Consider the following 16,871-nt stretch of genomic DNA (forward strand, 5'->3'; position numbering starts at 1 on the left):
CCTCCCGCTCCGGCAGGGTCAGGCCAGGTCGTCGACCGCCGCGAGGATCTCGGCCGTCTCGGTGCGCGTCGTGTAGTCGACGTGCACGTCGGCGAAGCGCACGACGCGCCCCGCATCGACGACGAGCACGGTGGGGAAGGGGATCGCGGGGGTCTCGTCCGCGTTCGAGTCCTTCACCGCGAAGCCGAGGGAGGTGTGCGCCTCGATCGCGGCGTCGCTGGGCGCGGTCACGATGCCCAGGCGCCCGGCGAGGGCGTTGCCCGGGTCCGAGAGGACGGTGAAGCCGAGCTCGCCGTCGCCCGTCGAGCGGGAGCCGTCGGCGCTCTGCGGGCTGATCGCGACGAAGGCGACTCCGCGCTCGCGCAGCGCCGGGGCGAGGGTGGCGTCGTAGTGGCGCAGCGTGAGGTTGCAGTACGGGCACCAGGCGCCGCGGTAGAACACCAGCACGGCGGCTCCGGCGCCGAGCGCGGAGGAGAGCGCGACCGGCTCGCCGTCGACGGTGAGGACCGTCGCGTCCGGCAGCTCGTCGCCCGCGGACACGGCGTGGTCGGGGACGCCCGCCGACACGAGGTCGGCCTGCTCGCCCGCGAAGACGGCCGCGAGGTCGTCGCCGATGGCGGCGGTGAATCCGGTGGTGAACTCGGCGGACTGCTCGCCGATCGTGGGGTCGTGGTCGCGGGCATCGTCGTCTCCGTCCGGCGCCCGCTGCTCGGCCGCTCCAGCGGCGATCGTAGACGTGCCGCCATGACACCCGCAGGGGGGACGTCATGCTTCGTCACAGAGAACGAGGGACGCCGCCCCGGCCAGGCCGGGACGGCGTCCCTGGAATGTCGCGACTACTGGAATCCGCCGCCGCGGTCCTCGTGGTCCTCGATCGGGTCGGAGTCGGGGGCGTCGAGCGTGAAGGTCACGTGGACCGACTCGCCGACCTCCTTCGCGGCGACGGCGGTGTAGACGAGGTGCGTCTCCTGGCCGTCCACGGCCGCGTAGACGTCGACCTCCTTCTCGTAGCCGCCGTCGGTGCTGACGCGGGTCTCGGTCTGCCCGTCGAAGGGGCCGCCCTGGAAGAAGGCGAGGTAGCTCTCGCCCTCGGCGAGTTCGCGGATGTCGTTGCTCATGGGTCCAGGTCTACCACTCGCGGCGGGGCGTCCGCCGGGCCTTGCGGCGGACGCCCGCCTCCGGGCAGGGGCGGCGCAGCAGCCGAGGGCCGCGCCCGGAGGCGAGAACGTAGGATGTCGGGGATGACGATCGGACGCCGCACCTTCCTCTCGGGAGCCGCCACGGGGTCGGCCTCCTGGTCCTCGCGGGCTGCACTCCGCCGCGTCCGACGCCGACCCGCTCCGTGACGGAGGCCCCGGTGCCGACGCCGAGCACCACCGCCGTGCCGACGCCCTCCGCCTTCGTGCGCTCCGCCTGGGGCACCGACCCGTACGCGCTCGGCAGCACCTCCTACCTGCCCGTCGGAGCGACCCCCGAGCATCGCGAGGATCTCGCGCAGAACGTGCTCGACCGGGTGTTCTTCGCGGGCGAGGCGACCGACTCCTCCGCGCCGGGCACCCTGCAGGGGGCGTGGAACTCGGGCGTGCGGGCGGCCGGCGAGATCGCCGCGATCGCGGCCGACGGCGAGCGCATCGCGATCATCGGCGCCGGCCTCGCCGGAGCCGTCGCCGCCCGCCGCCTCGTCGACGCCGGCTACGACGTCACCCTGGTCGAGGCGCGCGAGCGCACCGGCGGTCGCATCGCCACCTCGCAGCCGGACGGCTGGCCCGTGGCGGTCGACAGCGGAGCGTGGGCGCTCGCCGGAGCGGGCCCCGCCCTGCGCGAGAGCGTGCTCGACGCCGGCGTCACGACGTCGCCGATCGACCTGGCGACGATCCGCTCGATCGCGGCGGACGGCTCCGTCGTCGACGCGGGCACGACCGGCGCCGACGCGCTGACCAGGGCGCTGGAGTGGGGCGCCGAGCAGTCCGAGGACGTGCCGCTCGCCGTCGCGTTCGCGGAATCCGGTGCTGCCGACCCCGCCGAGGCCGAGCCCGGCAGCGGTGACGGCGAGCCCGAGCGGGTCGCGGCCCACCTCGCCGGCGGTGCGGCGCTCACGACGGGCGCGGCGGCGGCCGAGCTCTCCTCCTGGTACGGGCTCGGCGACGCGTCGGCCGCGACCACCGCGGAGGAGCTCGACGACGACTCCGAGCGCGAGGACGCGGTGATCACCGACGGACTGGCTCCGCTCGTCGAGACGCTGCTCGAGGACGTCGAGGTCTCGCTGCGCGCCGTCGTCAGCGGCATCGGCTACGACGAGGAGGGCGCGAGCGTCCGCCTCGCGACGGGGAGTCGTTCTCGGCGGACCGGGTCCTGGTCACCGTGCCGATCGGCGTGCTCAAGACCGACGCGATCGTGTTCGATCCGCCGCTGCCGTTCGCGCACCGCACCGCGATCGCGGCGATCGGCTCCGGAGTCGTGGAGTCGCTCTGGCTGCGCTTCGACGAGTCCTTCTGGGACGCCGACCTCCGACGCCGTATCGGCCGTGCGCTGGTCGCTGATCGGCTCGGAGGCGGGCATCACCGAGTGGGTGAACCTGCAGCCGGTCACGGGCGAGGCCGTGCTGATCGGGCTCGTCGGCGCGGATCAGGCCCTGTCGCTCCAGTCGCTCAGCGACGAGGAGCTGCTCACGGTCGCGGTGACGGCCCTGGAGCCGTTCGCCGTCGTCCCCGACTGAGCAGCTCGCGCAGCCTCGAGAACCCGCCCCGCCACTCCGCCGTCTGCGCGGCGCCGAGCGGCCGCACCCGGCTGAGCGCGATCACGAACGCCGCGATGCCCGAGATGAGCCCGAGCACGATCACGTCGTAGACGACGTACATCACCGGCCCGTCGACCTGGTCGGGGTCGAGGAAGAAGTAGGGGTACCAGCCGATCAGGGCGCCGCGCACGAGCGTGATCACCCCCAGACGATCGGGAAGCCGAGCACCGTCAGCGCCCCGCGCCACGGCACCGGACGGCGCCCGGGTCCCAGGATCCAGTCGAGCAGGGCGAGCGTCGGGATCACGAAGTGCAGCAGCGCGCTCGACCACGGCACGTCGACGCGCACTCCGCGGTTGCCCGCCTCGACGGCGATCAGTCCGAACACGATGCCCGACACGACCATGTAGGTCAGCACCAGCGCGCGGACCGTGCTGAGCCAGCGCGGCTCGCGGGGGCGGGCCAGCGCGACGAGGCCCGAGAGGCCCAGGAGCACGACCCCGGCCATGTTCGACTGCGTGGTGAAGTAGGCGAAGAAGTTGTCGATCTGGAACGCGCGGAAGCCCAGCGTGTAGAGGAAGTCGGCGATCAGGCCCACGACGCCCAGACCCGCGAGCGCGAGTCGGAGGATCGCGAACGCCTTCCGCACACCCGCTCCGATCCGTCGTCACCTGAGTCCGGCGGGCCGGACGTCCGTGCGATTCTACGGTCGCCCTCCTCGGAGGTCTCCGGGCGGGCGGCCCGGGGCGATCGGCGGATCCGCGTCGCGCAGCGGTCGCGGAGCGTCCCGGCCGGGCGGGACGGGGCGGGCGCGGGATACGCGTGAGGCATGCCGTTCACGCCGAGCCACGCCGTCGTCGCTCTGGCCTTCTCGAACGGCCGGATCCCCGCGAGCGCCGTCGCCGCCGGAGCGGTGATGCCCGACATCGGCCTCTACCTGCCGTGGACGGCGGCGCGGCAGGCGACTCACTCCCTCGCGGGCATCGTGTCGGTCGACCTGGCGCTCGGCGCCCTCGGGCTGCTGCTCTGGGCGCTGCTGCTCGAGCCCGCCTGGCGCGATCTCGCTCCGTGGATCGTGCGGGTGCGGCTGCGTCCCCGACGGCCGCGACCGCGTGGCACGCGGGCCTGGATCACCGCGTCGCTCCTCGCTGCGGCGGGCATCGTCATCGGCGCGGCCACCCACGTGCTGTGGGACGGTTTCACGCACCTCGGCGGTCCGTTCGTGGCCGCCGTGCCCGCGCTGCAGCAGTCCTTCGGCCCGTTCCCCGGCTACAAGTGGGCGCAGTACGCGAGCGGAGTGCTCGGGCTGCTGGGCCTGGGGATCGGCGCGGTCGTCTGGTACGTCACCCGGCGCCCGCACCCCGTGCCCTCGGACGGCCGCGGACCGGTGCGCGTCGCAGCATGGACCGTGGTGCTGGTCGCGGCCGTCGTGCCCGCGGGCGTCGTGCTGGCCGGCACGGGCCTGGATCCGTTCGAGCCGGACTACCGCCCCTACGTGGTCGACGCGGCGATCCTCGCGGTCCTCGGCACCAGCGCCGCCCTCCTCTCCATCGCCCTCCTCTGGCGCCTCGTGCTCCCGGCACCCCTCCCCGCGGCGGGCAGGGATCCGTCGTGAGGAGGATGCGCGGGTCCATAGCCCGCCGATAGCGTCGATCACGGCCCGTTGGGGCGGGCCGCCTTCGGGGGAAGGCACAAGGGGAAATCGGGGGCTCGCGGCTGCAGGCCGCGGGCCCTCTACCTGTTTCCGGGGAGTCGCGTCCGTCTCCGGGGAGTCGCGCCCGACTTCGCGGGGATCGCGGCGGCGAGTGCCTGCAGAACATCGGTCAGAGGGGGCGGCCGAGGGCTGACAGCCGTCAGCCACCCCTCTCAGCCGATGTTCTGCACCGGATCAGCGGCGCTTGCCGCCCTTCTTCGTGCGCACGGAGGCGGCCGAGCGGGACGTGCTGCGCGGCGCCCCTCGCCGGCGGCACCCTTGGGCAGCACCGAGGCCGGCGGGATCGGCCGACGGGTCACCGGGCGCACGGGCTCGCCGCGGCGCGCCTGGCCCGGGATCGGCCGCGAGCGGCGGCCGTAGATCAGCTCGGAGGAATCGAGGAGCCAGGGCACCAGCGCCACGGTGACGCCGTGCACCAGCAGGAGCTTCTGGCGGATCCGGCGCGACTTGTGGTTGTGGAGGAACGACTCCCACCAGTGGCCGACGATGTACTGCGGCATGTAGACGGTGGTGATCTCGGAGCCGTGCTCGAGGCGGTGCGCCTTGATGTACTTGATCAGCGGGTACGAGATGTCGCGGTAAGGCGATGCGACGCAGCGCAGCGGCACCTGGATGTCCATCCGCTCCCAGTCGGCCTTGAGCTGCGCGGTCTGGGCGTCGTCGATGGAGGAGTGGACCGCCTCGAGGGTCTCGTGGCGGGCGGCGATCGCGTAGTCCAGCGCCTTCAGGGTCGGCTTGTTCATCCGGCCCACGAGGACGATCGCGTGGTCGCCGTTGGCGCCGAAGGTCGTGGTCGGGTCGACCTCGATCTCCTTCTCGACGTCGCGGTAGTAGCGGTACACGCCCGCCATCAGGAACCCGAGGATCGGCATGACCAGGTAGACGAGCCAGGCGCCGTGGGTGAACTTGGTGATCGTGACGATGACGAGGACGACGAAGGTCAGCGTCGCTCCGAAGAGGTTGATGCCGAGGCTCGTGTAGACGGTGCGCGAGCCCTCACCGGCGCGGATCAGCCGGATCCAGTGCTTCACCATGCCGGTCTGCCCGAGGGTGAACGAGACGAAGACGCCGATGATGTACAGCTGCACCAGGCTGGTCAGCGAGGCCTGGTAGACGAGCAGGATCACCGCTGCGACGAAGGCGAGGATGATCACGCCGTTGGAGTAGATGAGGCGGTCGCCGCGGGTGTTGAGCGACTTCGGGGCGAAGCCGTCGCGGGCGAGCACGGAGCCCAGCAGCGGGAACCCGTTGAACGCGGTGTTGGCCGCGAGCAGCAGGACGGCGGCGGTCGCCGCCTGGATGACGAAGAAGAGGATCGAGCCGTTGCCGAAGGTCGCGGCCGCCACCTGCGCGATGACGGAGCGCTGCGGGTGGTCTCGCACCCGGCGAAGCCGACGAGGTGGCAGGCGTCCTCGGCGTAGTGCACGTCCGAGACCAGGGCCAGAGCGGTGAGTCCGACGAAGAGGACGATCGCGATCGAGCCCATCGCCACGAGTGTGCGCTGCGCGTTCTTCACCTTGGGCGCCCGGAACGCGGGCACGCCGTTCGAGATCGCCTCGACGCCGGTGAGTGCCGCGCATCCGCTCGCGAAGGAGCGCAGCAGGAGGAGGACGACCGCGGCCTGGGTGAGCTCCTCGGCGCGCACGGTGTACCCCGCCGACTCCGCGACCGGGGCGTCGCCCAGCAGGGTGCGGACGAGTCCGACGACGACCATCACGAAGACGCTCGCGACGAAGAGGATAGGTCGGGATCGCGAACGCCCTGCTCGACTCCGAGACGCCGCGGAGGTTCACGGCGGCCAGCAGCACCACGAAGAGGATCGCGAGCTCGACCCGCAGGGGGGCGAGCTCGGGGACGGCGGAGATGATGTTGTCGACTCCGGAGGCGACCGACACGGCGACGGTGAGCACGTAGTCGACCAGGAGCGCGGAGGCGACCGTGAGGCCCGCGGTCTCGCCGAGGTTGGTGCGCGCGACCTCGTAGTCGCCGCCGCCCGAGGGTACGCGCGGATCAGCTGGCGGTAGCTCAGCACGACGACCAGCAGCAGCACGATGACGCAGGCGGCGACCCAGGGCGCGAAGGTGAGGAACGAGAGTCCGCCCAGGAGCAGGATCATCAGCAGCTCCTGCGGCGCGTAGGCCACGGAGGAGAGCGGGTCGCTCGCGAAGATGGGGAGCGCGAGGCGCTTCTTGAGCAGCTGGCCCTCGAGGCTTGTCGCTCGGGAGGGGCTCCCCGATGAAGAAGTGCTTCGCGGTGCGCAGTTCACCGGCGTCGGTGGGCGATTCCCCCGCGTCGGACCCGGGGCCCTGTTTTGTCACGAGCGACGACACTACTCCGTGAGCGGGACCAGTCAAGACTCCGGAACCGCAGCCGTGAGCGCGCTGATCCCGGGCTGTGACCGGGGGTTTCCTCGACAATCGTCGGTCAGGGCCCCCCGCCCAGGCTTCCCTAGTCTGAAACCCTCCTCAGACCCAGGGCTTCTGCGCGAAATTACCCCGTACTGGGTACACGTGCGATGCTGTGCAAAACCGAGAACTCTGTTGGAGTCATGGGTGGGCCACTCCGATGAGGGAGTGGGCGGGCCACGGGCCCGCCACAGCTCGACGCGGCCTCCCCAGCCGCCGCCTCCCCGGCCTCGCAGCCGCGGTGGATGCCCGCGCCCCGCGATCTCGCACCCCTCTCATGACCCGTCGGCCCCGCCGCCGACAGAATCGACGGATCTCCTTGACCTCCCCCTCCTCCGCCACGGCGTCCGCGCCGCCGGCCGGGTCCCTCCTCCGCCGCTTCGGAGCCCTCGCCACGGCGCTCGCCGTGGTCGCCGGCCTCGCCGTCGCCGGGTCCGCTCCCGCCCAGGCCGCCGGCACCGCCGGTCAGCTACGCGGTCACCGTGGACTCGACCGCCGTCTCGCAGCAGGTCGTCCGCTCGCTCGGCGTCGCCGACTACGTGACGTACCAGGGAGGCACCGCCGGATTCACCGCGACGCTCACCGCCCGCCAGCAGGCCGCGCTCGTCGCCGACTCCCGCGTCGTCTCGGTCGCTCCGGCCGACGTCGTGGTCGAGGGCCAGGCGCAGGTCATCCCGTCGCACGTGCTCACCGCGGAGGCCGACAAGGCCCCGGTGCTCGCCGGCGACGGCGTCACGAACTACAACGGTCCCGCCGTCGCGGTCATCGACTCCGGTGTGAACCCGAACGCCGACTACAACCTGAAGGAGCAGATCAACTGCTTCGGCTCGGGAGACGCGTCCGACAAGAACGGGCACGGCACCGCGGTCTCCGGCTACATGGCCGCCTACGACGACGGCCTGGGCACGGTGGGCGTCGCCCCCGGCGCTCCGATCTACTCGGTCCGCGTCCTCGACGAGAATAACAAGGGCACCACCGAGGGCATCGTCTGCGGCCTCGACTGGGTGTCGAAGAACGCCGCCGCCAACAACATCAAGGTCGTCAACATGTCGCTCGCCGCTGTCGGCGCCGACGACAGCAACTGCGGCCGCACGAACAACGACGTGATGCACCAGATGGTCTGCGAGCTCGTGGGCAAGGGCATCACCGTCGTCAGCTCGGCGGGCAACGCCTCCACCCCGAAGAACCTCGCCGGCGCCGTCCCCGCCGCCTACGACGAGGTCCTGACCGCCACGAACATCGCGAACTACGACGGCAAGCCCGGCTCCCTCGCCGCCGTGCCGTGCGCGAACGTGACCACCAAGGACGACTCGGTCGCCATCAACAGCAACTTCGCCGTCTCGGCCGCCGACCAGGCGCACACCATCGCCGCTCCCGGCATGTGCCCGTACACCACCAAGCTCGGCGGCGGCTACGCCTACGTCCAGTCCGGCACCAGCATGTCGGCCGCGGCCGTCAGCGGCGTCGTCCTCGACTGCCTGAGCGCCGGTGGATCGTGCGTCGGCAAGACCCCGGCGCAGGTCCGCGCCCAGGTCATCGCCCAGGCCAAGGCGGGCGCCGAGCGCGGCCGCACCTTCGCCGGCGACCCGACCCGCCCCACCACGGGCAAGTACTTCGGCTACGCGATCAGCACCCTGCCGACGACCGCCGCTCCGGAGCCGACCCCGACTCCCACCGCGACGCCGACGGCCACGCCGACTGCGACTCCGACGGCCACGCCCACCGCGACTCCGACGGCGACGCCCACCGCGACGCCCACGGCCACGCCGACCGCGACTGCGTCTCCGACCCCGGTTCCGACCACGGCCCCGGACACGCAGAAGCCGACCGCGACGATCACCTCGCCGGCCACGAACACCACCGTCTCGGGCTCCATCCGCCTGGTCGCCACCGCGAACGACAACGTCGGCGTGACGGCGGTCGTGTTCTACGCGAGCGGCACCAAGCTCGGCAACGGAGTGAAGCAGCCCGACGGCTCGTGGGCGCTCTCGACGAGCTCGGCCGCATACCCGAACGGCGCGTACAACGTGACCGCGAAGGCGCAGGACAAGGCCGGCAACATCGGCACGAGCACGGCGATCGTGCTGCGAGTCGCGAACTGAGCCAGTACTTCTGAGAACGACCGAGGGGCCGAGTGGCCGTGCCGTGCACGCCCACTCGGCCCTCGGCCGTTCCCGGGTGCCTTCTCGCTGGTCGGGCAGCAGCCGGAGGCGCGTGTCGGGGCACGCGTTCCCTGAGGGGTGGGGATCTCGATACGCCCGCTGCGCGGGCTAATCGACCAGCAGGAAGGCATTGCTGGTCGAGTAGCCGCGGACCGCGGCGTATCGAGACCCACCAACTCCTGGAGGGCGGGGATCTCGATACGCCCGCTGGGTGGGCTACTCGATCAGCCGGGCGGCCGGCGTGCGGGACGCGGCGCCGATGAGGTGGGTCAGGCTGTCGCGGATCGCGACGAGGTCCTCGAGCGGAAGGTCCAGGCGCTCGACGATCTGCGGGGGCACCTGCAGGGCCTGCTCGCGGGAGTGCGGCCCCTGAGGGGTGAGCGCGACGTCGAGGCGGCGCTCGTCCTCGCTGCTGCGGGTGCGCGTGACGTGGCCGCTCGTCCCGAGGCGCTTGACGAGCGGGCTGAGGGTCGCGGGCTCGAGGTGCAGCGCCTCGCCGAGGTCGCCGAGCGAGCGCGGACTGCTCTCCCACAGCGCGAGCATCACGAGGTACTGCGGGTGGGTCAGGCCCATCGGCTCCAGCACCGGGCGGTAGAGGCCGATCGCGGTGCGCGCAGCGACGGCGAGCGAGAAGCACACCTGGTTCTGCAGGGCGAGCGGGTCCGGTTCCACCCGTTCATCCTGCCACTCGTCGCCGCACGAATCATTCGTGCCCTCACGATCCGGGGTCCCTCTGCCTCTAGTCCGGCCCGATCGGCTGTCCGCGAGGCGCACGTCCCCGTTCGGGGGTCACCGGTTCTCGCCCGAGGAGGAACAGGATGAGCCCATGAACCGTCTGCGCTCCGACTCCGCCCGTGTGGTCCAGTACTCCCGCTTCGGCGGGGTCGAGGTGCTCGGGTGGCCGAGGTCCCCCCGGCCGGTCCCGGGGAGGGCGAGGTGCTCGTCGAGGTGCTCTCGGCCGGCGTGAACCACATGGAGGCGTTCATCCGCGAGGGGCGCTTCGACTCCGATCACTCCGCCGTCTTCCCCATGCGCCAGGGCACCGATCTGGCCGGCGTCGTCGTCGGTCTCGGCGAGGGGGTCACGGACCTCAAGCTCAAGAGCGACGTGGTCGGCCACGCCCTCGTCGGCTGCACGCCACGCACGTGGTCGTGCCGCGGGAGAACCTCGTGCCCAAGCCCGCCTCGGTCAGCTGGGAGGTCGGCGGCGCGCTGTTCCTCGCCGGAGTGACCGCCTGGCGCGCGCTCGAGGCGGTGCACGTCGCAGCGGGCGACACGGTGGTCGTCTCGGCCGCGGCGGGCGGGGTCGGCAGTCTCCGAGATCCAACTCGCGAAGCTGCGCGGGGCGACTGTCATCGGCACCTGCGGCGCGGCGCAACTTCGACTACCTCCGCCAGATCGGAGTGAAGCCGATCGTCTACGGCGACGGCATCGCCGATCGCATCCGCGAGGTCGCTCCGGGCGGCGTCACGGCGTTCCTGGACAACTTCGGCGGCAACGACGGGCTCGCCGCGTCGCTGGGCATCGAGGGCGGCTTCGGTACCGACTCGAGCGACGACCGCAAGGAGATCGAGCTCCGAGCGGTCTCGGCCCGATGCCGAGACGGCGGCGCAGGACACCGAGATCCTCGGCGAGCTGGTCGAGACTCGTCGCCGCGCAGAAGCTGCGCGTGCTCGTGTCCGGCTTCTACCCGTACGGCCTCGTGCAGGACGCGTTCGACGACCTCGGAGAAGCGGCACTCCCGCGGCAAGATCGTGCTCGGCATGAACCCCGTCGACTCGGCCCGGGTGATGAAGGCGCGCGACGTGCACGACTCCCGCCGCTGACCCGCCTGGGCGACCCTCTCCACGCGGCCGCCGCGAGCGCCATGATGGTGCCCGGAGGCGCGCCGCACGCGCCTGCGGAGAGGGCCCCGTGGAGGAACCGGTCGTCGCGATCGTCTGGATCGTCTCGCTCGTCGTCGTCACCGGCCTGGTCACCGGCCTTCTCGGGCCGGGTGAACTGGTCGGCGCCGGTCGCGCTCGTCGCGGTCGGCGCGCTGGCCTCGTTTCGTGCCCGGGATCCCCGAGGTGGTCGTCGAGCCCGACGTGGTGCTGTTCGGGATCCTGCCGCCGCTGCTCTACGCGGCGGCGATCCGGACCTCGGTGCTCGACGTGCCGCGCCCGCGGCGACAGCATCCTCCTGCTCTCGGTCGGTCCTCGTCGTCTTCACGATGCTCGTGGTCGGATCGGTGGCCTGGCGGTGGTGCCGGCGATCTCGATCGCGGCGGCCCTCGCGTTCGGCGCCATCGTCGCTCCGACGAACGCGGTGGCGTCGTGACCGCGATCGCCGGGCGGCTCCGACTGCCGCGGCGCATGCTCACGGTGCTCGAGGGCGCGAGCCTGCTCAACGACGCGACCGCGCTCGTCGTGGCGCTGAACGCGTCGATCCTGGCCCTGGTGGAGCACGGTCACGCCGGGCGGGGTCGCGCTCGACTTCGTGCTCGCCGTGGTCGTCGGCGGAGTCGGCATCGTCGTCGCCGTGGTGCTGGGGGCGGTGCGCAAGCAGGTGCGGTCCTCGGTGCTCGACACGAGCCTGCTCGCTCGTGACCCGCACCTCGCCTTCATCCCCGCGCAGCTGCTGCACGGCTCCAGGCGCTCGCGCGGTCACGCGGTGGCGGGGCTGTACCTCGGCTTCCGGGCGCCGGTGATCCAGCTCGGCGCAGGCGCGGATCGCGGAGTCGCCGAACTGGCGGACGATCCAGTTCCTGCTCGAGAACGCGGCGTTCCTCTTCATCGGGCTGAGCACTCGCGTCGGTCGTCGAGGCGACCGCCGAACTCTCCGGGATCGGCCTCTGGCAGACCGTGGGCATCAGCGCGGCCCTGCTCGGGGCGCTGATCGGCAAGCCGGGTGCTGCTGGATGGTCATGACGACCGTGCTCTACCGGCGCGGTCCGTCGCGGCTGCAGCAGCGCGGGCGGACCTGGCCGACGGCGATCGGGGTCTCGTTCGCGGGCATCCGCGGCGTGGTCACGCTGCTGGCCGCCGCGTTCCTCCTGCCCGAGGAGACGCCGCTGGCCGGGAGTTCCCGCAGTTCCTCGCGTTCGTGGTGGTGGCGGGCATCGTGGAGGGTCTCGCGCTGCCGAGCCTGATCCGGGTGCTGAAGCTGCCGCCGCCCAACGACATGCAGGAGCACGTCGAGAAGCAGATGCTGCTCGCGGAGGCGCAGACCGCCGGTCTCGCGCGGCTGGACGAGAAGCCGCAGGACGGGGTGGAGGAGCGGGTGCTCGACCGGCTGCGGCGCGGCGCCACCTTCCTCGCGGACGCGCTCGAGAACCCTCCGGCCGCCGAGGACTCGGAGCGCTGACGCACTCGTACAACCGGTTGCGGCGGGTGATGATCGCGGCCGAGCGGGAGGCGGTGCTGCGGGCCCGCGCCGAGGGGCGGCACCGGGAGCCGGCGGTGGTCAGCGCGCTCGCGTTCCTCGACGTCGAGGAGGAAGCGCTCGCGGTGGGGCGCGAGTAACCGACTGCCTGGTCTCGTCGGGGAAAAATCCTATAGGATCGAGTCTGTCAGGCCTCCGGGCCGGAGAACTCGATGATGAGGAGCCGACGCGCACGCGGCCCGTCTCTGGAACGAACCGGCGGATTTCGCCGACGACATGGTGGACGGCTTCGTCCGCGCCAACGGCCGCTGGGTGCGGAAGGTGCACGGCGGCGTCTCGCTGCTCGACCCGCTCCGCCGAGCGCCCGAGGTCGCCGTGGTGATCGGCGGCGGCTCGGGCCACTACCCGGCCTTCGCCGGGCTGGTGGGGCCCGGTCTCGCGCACGGAGCGGCGATGGGCAACCTGTTCGCCTCGCCCTCCGCGCACCGGGTCGAATCCGTCATCCGCGCCAGCGAGCAGGGCCGCGAGAGTGCTGCTCAGCTACGGCAGCTACGCGGAGCGACGTGCCGCACTTCTGCACGCGGCGCAGGACGCGGTGCGCGCCGACGGCATCGACTGCCGGACCATCACGGTCACGGACGACGTCTTCAGCGCCTCCCGCCGAGGCGCACCGACGCCGGGGCATCGCCGGCGACCTCACCGTCTTCAAGGTCGCCGGAGCAGCGGCCGCCGCGGGCTACGACCTCGACGGAGTCGAGCGGGTCGCCGCCGCCGCGAACGCGCGCACCCGCTCGCTGGGTGTCGCCTTCAGCGGCTGCACGCTGCCGGGCGCCGACGAGCCGCTGTTCTCGGTGCCCGAGGGGCGGATGGCCGTCGGCCTCGGCATCCACGGCGAGCCCGGGATCGACGAGGTCGACGTGCCCAGCGCGGCCGGGCTCGCCGAGCTGCTCGTCGCGCACCTGCTCGACGACGCCGAGATCCGGAGGAGGTCGCCGTCGAGGGCGCCCGTCGTGCCGATCCTCAACGGCCTGGGCTCGGTGAAGAGCGAGGAGCTGTTCGTCGTGTTCAGCACCGTCGCCGATCTGCTCGAGGCGCGCGGGGCGGTCCTCGTCGATCCGCAGGTGGGCGAGTTCTGCACGAGCTTCGACATGGCCGGCGTCTCGCTGACGCTGCTCTGGATCGACGACGAGTCGAGGACCCTGTGGTCGGCTCCGGCCGACACCCCCGTACCGCACGGGCGCGGTCGACTCCGGCTCGCTGACCGCCGTCACGGCCTCGGACGAGGACGTCGCCGAGGCCGCGCTCGGCGAGGCGAGCGATGAGTCGCGCGAGGCGGCGGCCCGTGCGGCCGACGCGCTCGGCGCGATCCGCACGGTCATCGACGAGAACGCCGACGAGCTCGGGCGCCTCGACTCGATCGCGGGCGACGGCGACTGGCACCACGGCATCGGCATGCAGCGCGGAGCCCGCGCGGCGGCCGAGGAGGCCGAGGTCCGTGCTGGCTCGGGGCGCCGGAGCCGGCTCGCTGCTCGCGACGCGCCGGCGACGCCTGGTCGGACCGTGCGGGAGGCACCTCGGGAGCGCTCTGGGGCGTGATCCTGCGCAGCCTCGGCGACGCGCTGGGCGACGACCGGCCCGTCAGCGCTGCCGAGGTGAGCGCGGGCGCGACCGCCGCCTCCGACGCCGTGCGCGCCTACGGCAAGGCGGCGCCCGGCGACAAGACCATGGTCGACGCGCTCGTGCCGTTCGCCGAGACGCTCGCCGAGCGGGTCGCGGCCGGCTCGCCGCTCCGTGAGCCTGGGCGGCCGCGGCCGTCGCCGCGCGCACCGCGGCCGATGCGACGAGCGAGCTGATGCCCGGCCTCGGCCGCGCGCGCTCGCACGGCAGCAAGTCCCTCGGCACCCCGACCCCGGAGCGGTGTCGCTGGCCCTGATCGTCGAGACCGTCGGACGACGGCTCGCCACCCCGATGGAGGAGGAGACCCCGTGAGCACCACCTGGAGACTCGTGATCGGCTCGGACGACGCCGGCTACGACTACAAGGAGGCCCTGAAGCGCGACCTCGGAGGCCGACGACCGCGTCGTCTCGGTGGTCGACGTGGAGTGGACGCCGACGGGCACACGGCGTACCCGACCGTCGCGACCACCGCCGCCGAGATCGTGGCGCGCGGCGACGCCGACCGCGCCCTGCTCATCTGCGGCACGGGCCTCGAGTCGCGATCGCCGCGAACAAGGTGCCGGGCATCCGCGCGGTGACCGCCCAGGACTCCTACTCGGTGGAGCGCAGCGTGCTCGAACGACGCGCAGGTGCTCTGCATGGGCCAGCGCGTCGTGGGACTGGAGCTCGCGCGCCGGAACGTGAAGGAGTGGCTGGGCTACGTCTTCGACACCTCGAGCGCCTCGGCGGCGAAGGTCGACGAGATCCGCGAGTACGAGCGCGGGACGTCCGGCGGGGAGTGATCGGGCGGCTGCCGGGCCGCGGATGCGTGCTTCTCCCGGGCCCCGGCAGCCGTCGCCCCTCCTGCAGCACTCACCCCGCGAGGGCCTCATGACCGACCCCGTGTTCCGACTCACCGGCTCGGAGTCGATCGAGCGGCGGGGACTGCGCGACCACGTCTACGACCGCGTCCTCGACGTGCTGCTCGGCCCCGGCGTCGAGCCCGGCATGCGGCTCTCCATCGACGCGGTCGCCCGCGAGCTCGGCGTCTCGCCGACCCCCGTGCGCGAGGCGCTCGTGCAGCTCGAGCGGACCGGCCTGGTGACCCGGGTGGCCAACAAGGGCTACCGCGTCGCTCCTCCGCTCGCCGACGACCAGCTCGACGCGCTCTTCGACGCCCGGGTGGTGCTCGAGGGCGGAGCCGCGGCACTCGCCTCGGCGCACGAGGCCGCACTCGGTGCCGCGCCTCGAGCGCGCGCTCGCCGAGCACGAGGCGATGACGGCGGTGGTGCGGGCCGCGTCGTCGACCGGCGACCTGCCCGTCGACCTGCTGCGCGAGTACTTCGAGGTGGACTGGAACTTCCACCACCTCATCTTCGAGGGCACGCACAACCCGTTCCTCATCGACATGTCCGAGGCCATCTCGACCCGCGTGCACCGCATGCGCCAGACGGTGCAGACCGGGGTGAGCGACGCCGACGACGCGGTCGTCGAGCACCGCGCGATCGTCGACGCGTTCGCCGAGGGGCCGGAGGCGGCGGCCGCGGCGATGCGGTCGCACATCGAGCGGGTGCGCGAGCGCTCGCGACGGGACTCGGTGCGCTGAGCGCCGGGCGGGCGTTTCGCGGCGCCGGTGCCGCGTCGATCCGTCGCGAACGGCGGGGTTCCGGGGGCGCCGGGGACCGTCTGCGACGGATCGCGGCCTCTGCCGCTCGGTCGGGGCGCGGAGGCGTCGGTCCGTCGCGAACGGCGGGGTCCCGGGGGTGCGGACGACTGTTCGTGGCGGATCGCGGCGCCGACGCGCGGCTCCGTCGCGCCGCTCCGCGGGTCGGAACGCGCCGACGAGGGCGGAGAATGGGGTGTCCTGCGCGCGCGGGCGGGGGGAGGAGCGGCATGACGGGGCCCGAGGTGCTGCCCGAGACGACGGCGATCGTCGTGCCGAGCCCGGCCGACCGGCTCCGCGAGGACCCTCGCCGACACCTACGAGCGCGGAGTGCTGCTCGTCGGACTCGGCGTGCCCGTCAGCGTCCTCGTCGTGCTCGGCAAGATCGCCCTGACGGCCGCCTCGCCGTCGGTCTTCCTCTTCGCGAACGTGCTCGTCACCGCGGCCGTCGCCGGTCGCGCGTGCTCGTCTTCCGCGCGCACCGCTCCAAGCGCGCGATCGGCGTGCGCGCCGACTTCCCCGTGCAGCGCCGGCTCTACCGCGTGATCGGGCGCCTGATCGCCGGGACGGCTCTCCTACGGCGGCGTCGGCCTGGGAGTTCGTCGACGACTCCCCGGAGGCGGCGTTCCCGCAGCCGATCGCGCTCGCCCTCGCCGTCATCGCCCTGACCGAGCTGGTCTTCGCGATCGTCGGCACGATCACCGCCCGGCGGCAGCGGGCGCTCCTGCTCGAGGCGGCGCGCCTGGCCAACATCGCGGCGGCCCTCGTGCTGCTCGTGCTCGCGCAGACGGCGCTGCTCAGCCTCGTGAACGCCGAGTCGCAGGGCCGGATCGACGCGGTGAGCGGCATCGTGCTCGGCGCCGCGGCGACGCTGATCGGAGTCGGCATGCTGGTGCGCTCGCGGATCCCGCGCGGCCGGTTCTCCCCGGATCCGCGGGTGCGGGCGCGGCTCGACGACTGACGCGGGTCGGGCCCGGCCGGGATCCCGATCCGCCGGTCGGTCCTGCTCGGCGCCGCTGCGCATCAGGATCCGCTCGCGCTCCTCACGGGGTCACGGGCGCGCCTGCGCCACGAGTCGACGGACGGCTTCTCGAGGAGCGCTCTCGACGACGGGAGGATGCGCCAGGACGAGTGTGGACCGGCGGGCCGCCGAGTACTCGGGCCAGCCGTCCG

The 16,871-nt window shown here is 72.9% G+C and carries 18 protein-coding genes and 5 pseudogenes; 17 read left to right on the forward strand and 6 right to left on the reverse strand.

Going from position 1 to position 16,871, the window contains the following annotated elements:
• Window positions 1–18: 18 nt before the first annotated feature.
• Window positions 19–567, reverse strand: a complete 549-nt coding sequence (locus AC0CII_RS17570; protein ID WP_465230178.1) for a peroxiredoxin-like family protein — start codon at window positions 565–567, stop codon at window positions 19–21.
• A 269-nt stretch (window positions 568–836) separates the two neighbouring features.
• A complete protein-coding gene (locus tag AC0CII_RS17575) occupies window positions 837–1,118 on the reverse strand; it encodes a hypothetical protein (RefSeq protein WP_055789301.1) in 282 nt (93 codons plus the stop codon).
• Between the two features lie 263 nt (window positions 1,119–1,381).
• On the opposite strand from AC0CII_RS17575, the pseudogene AC0CII_RS17580 reads away from it, so the two are divergent.
• A pseudogene (locus tag AC0CII_RS17580) lies at window positions 1,382–2,448 on the forward strand (FAD-dependent oxidoreductase); the annotation flags it as partial.
• A gap of 218 nt (window positions 2,449–2,666) precedes the next feature.
• On the opposite strand, the gene AC0CII_RS17585 reads toward AC0CII_RS17580, so the two are convergent.
• Entirely contained in the window at window positions 2,667–2,939 is a 273-nt protein-coding gene (locus AC0CII_RS17585; protein WP_465231125.1) for a Pr6Pr family membrane protein, read from the reverse strand.
• Entirely contained in the window at window positions 2,936–3,385 is a 450-nt protein-coding gene (locus AC0CII_RS17590) for a Pr6Pr family membrane protein (protein ID WP_465230179.1), read from the reverse strand. The genes AC0CII_RS17585 and AC0CII_RS17590 overlap by 4 nt, the downstream gene beginning before the upstream one ends.
• Window positions 3,386–3,565: 180 nt before the next feature.
• On the opposite strand from AC0CII_RS17590, the gene AC0CII_RS17595 reads away from it, so the two are divergent.
• On the forward strand, window positions 3,566–4,351 hold the full coding sequence (locus AC0CII_RS17595; RefSeq protein WP_465230180.1) for a DUF4184 family protein: 786 nt from the start codon (window positions 3,566–3,568) through the stop codon (window positions 4,349–4,351).
• Window positions 4,352–4,602: 251 nt separating this feature from the next.
• Here AC0CII_RS17595 and AC0CII_RS17600 read toward each other — a convergent pair.
• A pseudogene (locus AC0CII_RS17600) lies at window positions 4,603–6,711 on the reverse strand (APC family permease).
• Window positions 6,712–7,337: 626 nt separating this feature from the next.
• On the opposite strand from AC0CII_RS17600, the gene AC0CII_RS17605 reads away from it, so the two are divergent.
• On the forward strand, window positions 7,338–8,957 hold the full coding sequence (locus AC0CII_RS17605) for a S8 family serine peptidase (protein ID WP_465230181.1): 1,620 nt from the start codon (window positions 7,338–7,340) through the stop codon (window positions 8,955–8,957).
• Between the two features lie 276 nt (window positions 8,958–9,233).
• Here AC0CII_RS17605 and AC0CII_RS17610 read toward each other — a convergent pair whose 3' ends face one another.
• On the reverse strand, window positions 9,234–9,689 hold the full coding sequence (locus tag AC0CII_RS17610; RefSeq protein ID WP_465230182.1) for a MarR family winged helix-turn-helix transcriptional regulator: 456 nt from the start codon (window positions 9,687–9,689) through the stop codon (window positions 9,234–9,236).
• Window positions 9,690–9,914: 225 nt separating this feature from the next.
• Between AC0CII_RS17610 and AC0CII_RS17615 the strand changes: the two genes are divergently transcribed.
• The 14 genes and pseudogenes from AC0CII_RS17615 to AC0CII_RS17680 all read left to right on the forward strand — a co-directional run bounded on the left by AC0CII_RS17615 (window position 9,915) and on the right by AC0CII_RS17680 (window position 16,659).
• Window positions 9,915–10,247: an alcohol dehydrogenase catalytic domain-containing protein gene (locus AC0CII_RS17615; RefSeq protein WP_465230183.1), complete on the forward strand. Its 333-nt coding sequence runs from the start codon at window positions 9,915–9,917 to the stop codon at window positions 10,245–10,247.
• Between the two features lie 172 nt (window positions 10,248–10,419).
• Window positions 10,420–10,842, forward strand: coding sequence for a hypothetical protein (locus AC0CII_RS17620; protein ID WP_465230184.1), 423 nt, complete (start codon window positions 10,420–10,422; stop codon window positions 10,840–10,842).
• Between the two features lie 88 nt (window positions 10,843–10,930).
• On the forward strand, window positions 10,931–11,335 hold the full coding sequence (locus tag AC0CII_RS17625; RefSeq protein ID WP_465230185.1) for a hypothetical protein: 405 nt from the start codon (window positions 10,931–10,933) through the stop codon (window positions 11,333–11,335).
• Window positions 11,332–11,604: a hypothetical protein gene (locus AC0CII_RS17630; RefSeq protein WP_465230186.1), complete on the forward strand. Its 273-nt coding sequence runs from the start codon at window positions 11,332–11,334 to the stop codon at window positions 11,602–11,604. The genes AC0CII_RS17625 and AC0CII_RS17630 overlap by 4 nt, the downstream gene beginning before the upstream one ends.
• On the forward strand, window positions 11,495–11,893 hold the full coding sequence (locus AC0CII_RS17635; RefSeq protein ID WP_465230187.1) for a hypothetical protein: 399 nt from the start codon (window positions 11,495–11,497) through the stop codon (window positions 11,891–11,893). Before AC0CII_RS17630 ends, AC0CII_RS17635 begins: the two co-directional genes overlap by 110 nt.
• 28 nt (window positions 11,894–11,921) lie before the next feature.
• Entirely contained in the window at window positions 11,922–12,146 is a 225-nt protein-coding gene (locus AC0CII_RS17640; RefSeq protein ID WP_465230188.1) for a hypothetical protein, read from the forward strand.
• Window positions 12,119–12,361, forward strand: a complete 243-nt coding sequence (locus AC0CII_RS17645) for a hypothetical protein (RefSeq protein WP_465230189.1) — start codon at window positions 12,119–12,121, stop codon at window positions 12,359–12,361. The genes AC0CII_RS17640 and AC0CII_RS17645 overlap by 28 nt, the downstream gene beginning before the upstream one ends.
• Window positions 12,362–12,387: 26 nt before the next feature.
• Window positions 12,388–12,519, forward strand: a complete 132-nt coding sequence (locus AC0CII_RS17650; RefSeq protein WP_465230190.1) for a hypothetical protein — start codon at window positions 12,388–12,390, stop codon at window positions 12,517–12,519.
• 136 nt (window positions 12,520–12,655) lie between these two features.
• Window positions 12,656–14,368 (forward strand): annotated as a pseudogene (locus AC0CII_RS17655) (dihydroxyacetone kinase family protein).
• 17 nt (window positions 14,369–14,385) lie between these two features.
• Window positions 14,386–14,838 (forward strand): annotated as a pseudogene (locus AC0CII_RS17660) (RpiB/LacA/LacB family sugar-phosphate isomerase).
• 205 nt (window positions 14,839–15,043) lie between these two features.
• Window positions 15,044–15,109, forward strand: a pseudogene (locus AC0CII_RS17665) (hypothetical protein); the annotation flags it as partial.
• A gap of 163 nt (window positions 15,110–15,272) precedes the next feature.
• Window positions 15,273–15,641 carry an FCD domain-containing protein gene (locus AC0CII_RS17670; RefSeq protein ID WP_465230978.1) on the forward strand — a complete coding sequence of 123 codons (369 nt, stop codon included), beginning with the start codon at window positions 15,273–15,275 and terminating at the stop codon, window positions 15,639–15,641.
• A 287-nt stretch (window positions 15,642–15,928) separates the two neighbouring features.
• Window positions 15,929–16,366, forward strand: a complete 438-nt coding sequence (locus AC0CII_RS17675) for a hypothetical protein (RefSeq protein WP_465231126.1) — start codon at window positions 15,929–15,931, stop codon at window positions 16,364–16,366.
• A gap of 98 nt (window positions 16,367–16,464) precedes the next feature.
• Window positions 16,465–16,659: a hypothetical protein gene (locus AC0CII_RS17680; protein ID WP_465230191.1), complete on the forward strand. Its 195-nt coding sequence runs from the start codon at window positions 16,465–16,467 to the stop codon at window positions 16,657–16,659.
• Window positions 16,660–16,871: the final 212 nt, after the last annotated feature.

The organism is Rathayibacter sp. AC182 (assembly GCF_979253875.1).